Source organism: Microcystis sp. M53598_WE2 (assembly GCF_030067735.1).
GTDB lineage: Bacteria > Cyanobacteriota > Cyanobacteriia > Cyanobacteriales > Microcystaceae > Microcystis > Microcystis aeruginosa.
This window is the reverse complement of record NZ_JASJFE010001095.1, coordinates 1-7,203: the sequence shown is the minus strand read 5'-3', so window position 1 is coordinate 7,203 and position 7,203 is coordinate 1. Positions and strand designations below refer to the sequence as shown.

At 43.1% G+C, this 7,203-nt stretch carries 5 protein-coding genes and 1 pseudogene; 3 read left to right on the top strand and 3 right to left on the bottom strand.

Going from position 1 to position 7,203, the window contains the following annotated elements:
- Positions 1–749: 749 nt before the first annotated feature.
- Positions 750–965, bottom strand: a pseudogene (locus tag PX636_RS22350) (helix-turn-helix domain-containing protein); the annotation flags it as partial.
- A 118-nt stretch (positions 966–1,083) separates the two neighbouring features.
- Here PX636_RS22350 and hpnH point away from each other — a divergent pair.
- Positions 1,084–2,100, top strand: a complete 1,017-nt coding sequence (gene hpnH, locus PX636_RS22345) for an adenosyl-hopene transferase HpnH (RefSeq protein WP_002796381.1) — start codon at positions 1,084–1,086, stop codon at positions 2,098–2,100.
- A 226-nt stretch (positions 2,101–2,326) separates the two neighbouring features.
- Here the strand turns inward: hpnH and PX636_RS22340 are convergent, their stop codons facing one another.
- A complete protein-coding gene (locus tag PX636_RS22340; RefSeq protein WP_002796380.1) occupies positions 2,327–3,700 on the bottom strand; it encodes an HD domain-containing phosphohydrolase in 1,374 nt (457 codons plus the stop codon).
- 123 nt (positions 3,701–3,823) lie between these two features.
- A complete protein-coding gene (gene ndk / locus PX636_RS22335; RefSeq protein WP_002780036.1) occupies positions 3,824–4,273 on the bottom strand; it encodes a nucleoside-diphosphate kinase in 450 nt (149 codons plus the stop codon).
- Positions 4,274–5,440: 1,167 nt separating this feature from the next.
- Here ndk and PX636_RS22330 point away from each other — a divergent pair.
- Positions 5,441–6,382, top strand: coding sequence for a glycosyltransferase family protein (locus PX636_RS22330; protein ID WP_147071207.1), 942 nt, complete (start codon positions 5,441–5,443; stop codon positions 6,380–6,382).
- Between the two features lie 10 nt (positions 6,383–6,392).
- Positions 6,393–7,203: glycosyltransferase family 2 protein (locus PX636_RS22325; RefSeq protein WP_288118982.1), on the top strand; the 811-nt coding region annotated here is incomplete at its 3' end.

Sequence of the window (7,203 nt, the reverse complement as noted above, 5' to 3'; positions counted from 1 at the left end):
CCTGAGTTTCCTAATTTCCTAAAATTTTTTGCTCCCGTTTAGCCGGAAACAGGATCGCTGCTGCATCTGTATAAAGAACAAGATTAGCAATCTATTGAGAACTGCTTGAATAGATTGTAAGTTATAGCTTTTCTCATAAAGATGAAGCATAACTTAATTTATTGAAGGCTGGAGAACGGCTCCCCCACAGGAAAACTTAGCATCTCATCATTAAGATAACTGCTATAGATTGAATTGTCAATTGTAAATTATGAGACTGTCATTACCTATTCCTCCTCGACAAATGATTGCTGAAGTTTTTTAACATAACAGTAATTATCGGCGAGTTATTTGGGAATTACCACCTAAGTTTAGGAAGTTAAGAAGTTTTTATTTAACTACAGCGCTGCTACCCATATTCCCACTAGTGGGACTTAGACAAAAAAAAAATCGAGAAAAGCCTCAACTCCAATCCCCGCTTGGGATTTACTTCGAGAAGCCCAAAATCGCTGAAACCCAGATAGATCAAGGAAAATCATCAATCGAGGTTAACCCTTTGTCCCGTAATGGTTTGAGCCTTTTTTGCTGACCGAAAACGCCTAAGTCCCACTAGGTCTTCGCAGGAACTCTTTAATCGTTATTTTGCTAACCCTATTACAGCCCTTGCCAGACCGCTCAAGTACAACTACTAGGGTTGAAGTGCTTATGCAGTAAGCATTTCGGTGATTGCAGGGGATGATCCGTCTCGGAAAGTGCTGTATTAATTCGGGTTGCGGTAAAGGGACACAGCTAACCTCGTTTAAAAAGTATAATTCTTCTGGTTTTTTCCCCTCGGTTAACATTGAAGGAGTTTGAGTCTAGCCTACTCTTTCCTGTCTTTAGTACCATGCTTGTGTTCTGACATGGAGAGCTTTATTGTCAACTAATATTACACAGCCCAAGGTGCGCTGCAATAGCGACCCTTGTTCTGGTGTGGCTTTTTCCATACCTCACTTTCTGGCATATATGGTGTAAATGTGCTACCATCTAAATTAAAGTTGTCCTAAAAGGATAGGGTTTCAGACCCAATTTTTCGGTGACTTAGAATCCTATTGGTGTGAGCAAATGGCTGTCCAACTGCAACAAGCTTTAGTGGTTGCTTCCTATATCTTGAAACAGCGTCTAGCGGGAAAAAAGCGTTTTCCCTTAGTTTTAATGCTAGAACCGCTATTTCGCTGTAATTTAGCCTGTACTGGCTGCGGGAAGATTCAACATCCCCCGGAAATCCTCCGCAATCATCTCACCCCGGCAGAATGTTTCGCAGCGGTGGAAGAATGCGGGGTTCCCGTGGTTTCCATCCCCGGGGGCGAGCCGCTTTTACACCCACAAATCGATGAAATTGTCAAGGGGTTAGTGGACAGAAAAAAATTTGTCTATCTGTGTACCAATGCCCTGTTGTTGGAAAAAAGCCTGGATAAATTCACTCCTTCACCCTATCTTACCTTTAGTGTCCATCTGGACGGTTTAAAAGCACATCACGATCGCTGTGTGGATCGAGAGGGAGTATTCGATAAGGCAGTACAAGGGATTAAAGCAGCGAAAGCGAGAGGTTTTCGGGTTACTACTAATACCACGGTTTTTGAAGGCACAGAGCCGCGAGAAATGCAGGAATTTTTCGATTTTCTCGCTACTTTGGGCATCGATGGCATGATGATTTCCCCCGGTTACAGTTATGAGTGGGCCCCGGATCAAGATAGTTTCTTGAAACGGGAGCAAACTAGAGCTTTATTCCGAGAAATTCTCTCACCCTGGAAATCAGGGCAGAAAAAGTGGAATTTTAACCATAATCCTCTCTTTCTCGATTTTCTCATCGGTGAACAAGACTATGAATGCAGCCCTTGGGGTAGTCCTAGCTATAGTCTTTTAGGATGGCAAAAACCCTGTTATCTGCTCAACGAAGGTCATTACAAAAGCTTTCGGGAACTTTTAGCAGAAACCAATTGGGATAACTACGGTCGGGCCAGTGGCAATCCGCAATGTGCCGATTGTATGGTACATTGCGGCTATGAACCGACCGCGGCCATGGCAGCTTTTAAACCGGCTAATATGAGACGTGCCATGCAGAGTTTAATCGGAGTCTAATCTAGGGTCTGCTGAATAAATCTAAAAACCTTGTTGGGTAAAAATTTTAGACTTTTTTCCCATCAAAAAGTGCCAGACCTTGGGGTGATCGGGGGGGAAATTTAGGCACTTTTTCCCTGAAAATTAATTAGGTAATTGACCCCCTGAAAATGGGTAAAACCCTACACCCCACACCCCACACCCCACACCCTACCCCCACGAAAAACTTTTTGCCGCAGACCCTAATCTAAACTGATTCTAACCAGACGGCGGGGACTTGACTAGGGCGATCGGGTAATTGCATCCATCCCATTTCGCACAGACGAATTACCGAACTTAATTTTTCTACCAAAGCGGGATCGAAACGAATCCCGCTATAATTTTGACAGCGCTCTAGGGCCTCTCCTAAATCTAGAGCTAGTCGGTCGCCTCGCGGTTGAGTTAATTCCTGAAAATAGGCTGATAATCCTAAAATTCTCGACTCTAGGCTGATTTCTTCCCCTTTTAAGCCGTTGGGAACCCCGCTACCATCCCAGTATTCAAACTCATGGTAAATAATCTGTTGAATTGGGGCTAATTCGGGCATAGTGGCGAGTAATTGCGCTCCTAATACCGATCTATCCCGCCAAAATAACGCATTTGCTCCCTCTAACTGACTGGCACGCTGTCTAAAAACTTCGATCGGAGCCTCCGCTAGACCGATGCGGTATAATAAACCGGCTAATCGTAAGCGTCGCAATCTCAGGGTGGGTAAATCGAGCAATTGTCCCAACATTTCCGCTAAAGCGGCCACCTGTAGGGAAGCAAGGGGATTATCAATATCTCTTTCATCGACCTTTTGAGCCATTCTTAGAAAAGCTTGCAGTTTATTAGCGGCCAAATTTTTATTTAAACGGGATGCTTGTCCTTCTAAGTCGCTTAATTCTCGCGTTTGTCTGCTGACGGTGACTAACTGCTGTTGACTGGTTTGCAGATAGGTGACAATGCGAGAGACTACTCCCGTTAAATCCGTGGGAATGGGATTAATATTTTGACTAATTTCCTGCTGTTGTCTGCTTAAATCGGCCGCTAGACTGGGATTATAAGGATGCAGACGCTCAATTAAGATCCTAGCGGCTTTTTCGACTAAATCCCGATCGAATGTCCATAAACCGTAGAATTTTCGCTCCGTGTCTATTTGGGGTTGACTATCGGACCGGTATTCTTCTGGGGATAACTCATGACAGAGTACCATGGAGGCGTAATCGGGGGAAAGAATGATTAAATTCCACTCATTAACCAAACTATCGCTATTATCTAAGTTAACTAGCGAAACATTCTCTAAACTGCCGGTTTTATGCTCAGAAAAACCACTATCGGCCACGGCGGCGATCGCAATATGACGAGAAGAGCGAGCGATATCTAAATAGCGCTCAGCTTCCTGTAAATACCATTTACCCTGTTGAAAGGTGACTAAGACCAGTGGTTTATTTGTACTATCTGGGCTGCTAGTTTGCAAGATATGATCTTCAAGAGCATGACAGAGGGCCACAAGGGTATTCTTAAAATAGACCCCGTAACTGCTGGGTAATCGTCCCGATGAAGCTCTTTTTAACTGTTGTAAGCTGGATTCTACGGTCATAATTTCCGAATATTAGGGGGTTGGGGAAATGGGGAGAAGGGAGAGGGGAGAAGGGAGAATAAATAAAAGCAATCTCCTGTCTCCTGTCTCCTGACGACCGGCTCCTGACTGCCTCAAAGGGGTTTATTCTACCACCCAGGGAGTGATTGCGGGAGTCCAATTAGCTAATTCTGCATCGCTAAACCAGAGACTAACTTCATCTTTGGCCGTATCTGGACCATCGGACCCATGGATAAGATTGCGTCCGACACTAATGCCAAAATCACCGCGAATCGTACCAGGTTCAGCATTGAGGGGATTAGTGGCGCCAATAATTTTTCTAGCGGAGGCAATTACTCCTTCTCCTTGCCAAACCATGGCCACCACGGGGGAGGAGGTAATAAAATCGACTAACGAACGGAAAAAGGGTCTTTCCTTATGAACAGCGTAGTGTTTTTCCGCTAATTCACTAGAAACCTGCATCATTTTCAACCCAACCAGCGTAAAACCTTTAGTTTCAAAGCGTTGAATAATTTCCCCCACCAGATTGCGCTGCACACCGTCGGGTTTAATCATTAAGAAAGTGCGTTCCATACTGCCTCTTAAAATTTAGTCATCGAAAAATTGCGTCCGAAACCCAGATTAACCCGGAATGGCATCCTAGAGAATGGCAGAGTTTTCGCTTCAATTGCTGAGTCAGCTTGCTGTCCGATTTAGCTAGGGTTTGCGGCAAAAAGTTTTTCGTGGGGTGTGGGGTGTAGGGTTTTACCGATTTTGAGGTAGTCAGTTACCTAATTTTCAGGGAAAAAGTCCAGGAATTTTACCCCCGATCCCTCCAATGGTCGGCACTTTTTGAGGGAAAAAAAGTCTAAAAGCCTTATCCAACAAAGTTTTTAGATTTATTCAGCAAGCCCTACCTAATGTTCTAGTTTCTACCTGTAGGTAGGTAAAATCTTTGCAGGAACTAGACAAAGCAGTATTTGAAGCTAACACTTCAATTCAAGCAAATTTTGTAGAAATACAACTAGGGTGGGGCGCACCCAAAGTTAACGCTTGAGGAGAGAACCACCTCTGGGTTGAGAATCGCAAGGTACTTAGTCTAAGTGGACTCGGTGAATCAAGAATCCCTCCCATGAGCGCGACGGGAGCGTCAATTGCCTGTCCCCGTTTTATAGCCGTCAGCCTTTTTCAGGGAGCAGTAATCAGTGAGCAGTAATCAGTGAAAAGACAGTAGGAAACTGCTATTTACAGCCTTTCTCGTCAAGGTGAAGCACAGACACTAATACCTGCTCATCAACTTCAGCAAATCCTAGATAAAACGTTTACATGGCAAGTATATAAGCCCACCGCTAGGAAAGGAAGGCTAGAGTGAGTGGTTGGAGGATAATATTTGTCTATTAATTGCCCTTCTACAGCCAATTGAGTCAAGTAGAAAAAGAGGAATGGAAAAAGGGTAGTCATGGAAATGCTGATTTAGTGGGGGAAATTTGGCACGATTTTATATTAGTTAATATTTGCCCTTATGCTTGCTATCTAAGCTTATCAGACTACCAATACTTCGGATTTTGGGCATGATTAATTTCTCAAGGATAAAAAACCTAGAAATCAGTTTTTAGGATGGGAAACAAGTTGAATATCGATTTTACTTCTCTTGAATTCCCACTCTTGACCTCTCAGCCTTCTGATCTTCCAGAAATTTTCCTTGTTGCCGGAGAACTATGATACAATGGCATCAAAAAATAGAGGAAAAATTTTTTTATCATGGACAAGGTGTCAACACCAAGCCTATCAATTGTTATTCCGACCCGAGAAGGATTCGCTGACCACTGGTTTAATGCGCTGACCGAGGTCAAGGGAGAAGTAGAATTTATCTTGGTTCATCCACCAGGAGCACCTAAGTATCCCACGTCCGACCCCAGGGTACAGCAAATAGTCAGTCCCTTGCGGGGAGAAATTATTCAAAGAATTAGTGGATTGATGAATGCGACAGCACCTTACACACTAACCATTAATTGTGATGAGTTTCTTCATCCCGATATCTTGACCATGGTTCTACAGTATTTCCAGCGATTTCCAGATAGCTGGGTGATGAGACTCTGTACTAAGCGATTTCAGTATGGGGAAACAAAAGAACTGACCGCTCCTTGGCAACCGCTGCCCCAGATAGAAGAACTACTGGTGTGGGATAAAAGCTCCAAAAATCAGGATGGCTCAGATCGAAGTGGCTACTTAAAGGAAATTCCCATCGTTCCTTTTGACAAAAGAAAGTTAGATTTGATGTGCTTTGTGCGCGAAAGAAAAGATCACCACGGCCCTCATACTGAAAATTTTGATAAAAAAGTCTGGCTCACTCAAATGGTACAGGCAACCTGCAAAGATATCGTTAGTTTGTTACCATTAATGGGTCCGTTTAAGTATATTCCCTTTTGGTGTTTAGATCGTCTTTTGGGTTTATTTATTCAAGCTAAGTTTTTCGAGCAAGGCCAAGGGAAAATCATCGGTCATCTCATGCCATCTCCAGAACAGTTACGCATGGAAAACAATCCCCCCGAATATAGAAGACTAAATCGCTATGGCATTTTATCAGAAATTTTCCTAGTCAAGTGTTTTCCTCAGTATGGATATATGTGGAATCTGGTGATTACCAATCTCAGGGAAGTTCCCAAAAAATATGTACTTTATCGACTAGGAAAAGAGGGATAGTCAGCTAATCATGATCAACTCACCAATTCTATCAATCGTTACTCCAACTCTGGGCAAATTTTCCGAATATTGGTTGCAACAACTTCTGGCAATTCAAGGGGAAGTAGAATTTATTTGGGTTTATCCTCCCGGAGCAGTTACCCCTTCCGTAGAAGACCCCAGAGTCAAAATTTTTCATAGTCTTTATCAGGGAGAAACGGCCCAGAGGGCCGTCGGTCTTCTCAATGCTTCTGGTCAATATGTGTTGGCTCTCGATGATGATGATTTCTTGCATCCCCAGGTGGTTGCCTTAGCGAAAGATTACTTTCATAATTTTCCCCAAAGTTGGCTATTACGTCTTTATAAGGAGAAAATTGATTATCTCGATGAGGAAAAAATTAAAGCTCCCTGGCCGGAGCTACCCGCTATCAATCAGTTAAATGTCTCTAGAAAAAGACAAGATAAATACCAAGATTTAGTGGAAGTTCCCATCGCTCCCCTAGATAATCCTTTCGAGTTAAGACTAGCTTTATGGCCCTACGGCAAAAGAAAAGATATTCATGGCTGCCATCTAGAACCTTTCAATAATAATATTTGGAAGACTGCCTTAGTGAAAGAAGCCTTAGATGATTTTGTCCGCAACATGAGGATAGGAGAAATTTTAACTTGGTTGCCTCTCTGGGGATTTGATAGAGCTTTAGGATTATTTCTGCAAGCGAAGTTTTTTCAAAAAGATATATATATCGGTCATTGGATGCCCGAACCCAATCAAATAAGATATATAGTCAAACCCTACTCCATGAAAAGCCTAAGAATTCTTTTTCCTTCCGATGCTTTACTGG

What these genes read in the sequence shown, in the direction of transcription:
- hpnH (WP_002796381.1), top strand. Translation starts at nt 1,084, where the DNA reads ATGGCTGTCCAACTGCAACAAGCTTTAGTGGTTGCTTCCTATATCTTG.
- PX636_RS22340 (WP_002796380.1), bottom strand. Translation starts at nt 3,700, where the DNA reads ATGACCGTAGAATCCAGCTTACAACAGTTAAAAAGAGCTTCATCGGGA.
- ndk (WP_002780036.1), bottom strand. Translation starts at nt 4,273, where the DNA reads ATGGAACGCACTTTCTTAATGATTAAACCCGACGGTGTGCAGCGCAAT.
- PX636_RS22330 (WP_147071207.1), top strand. Translation starts at nt 5,441, where the DNA reads ATGGACAAGGTGTCAACACCAAGCCTATCAATTGTTATTCCGACCCGA.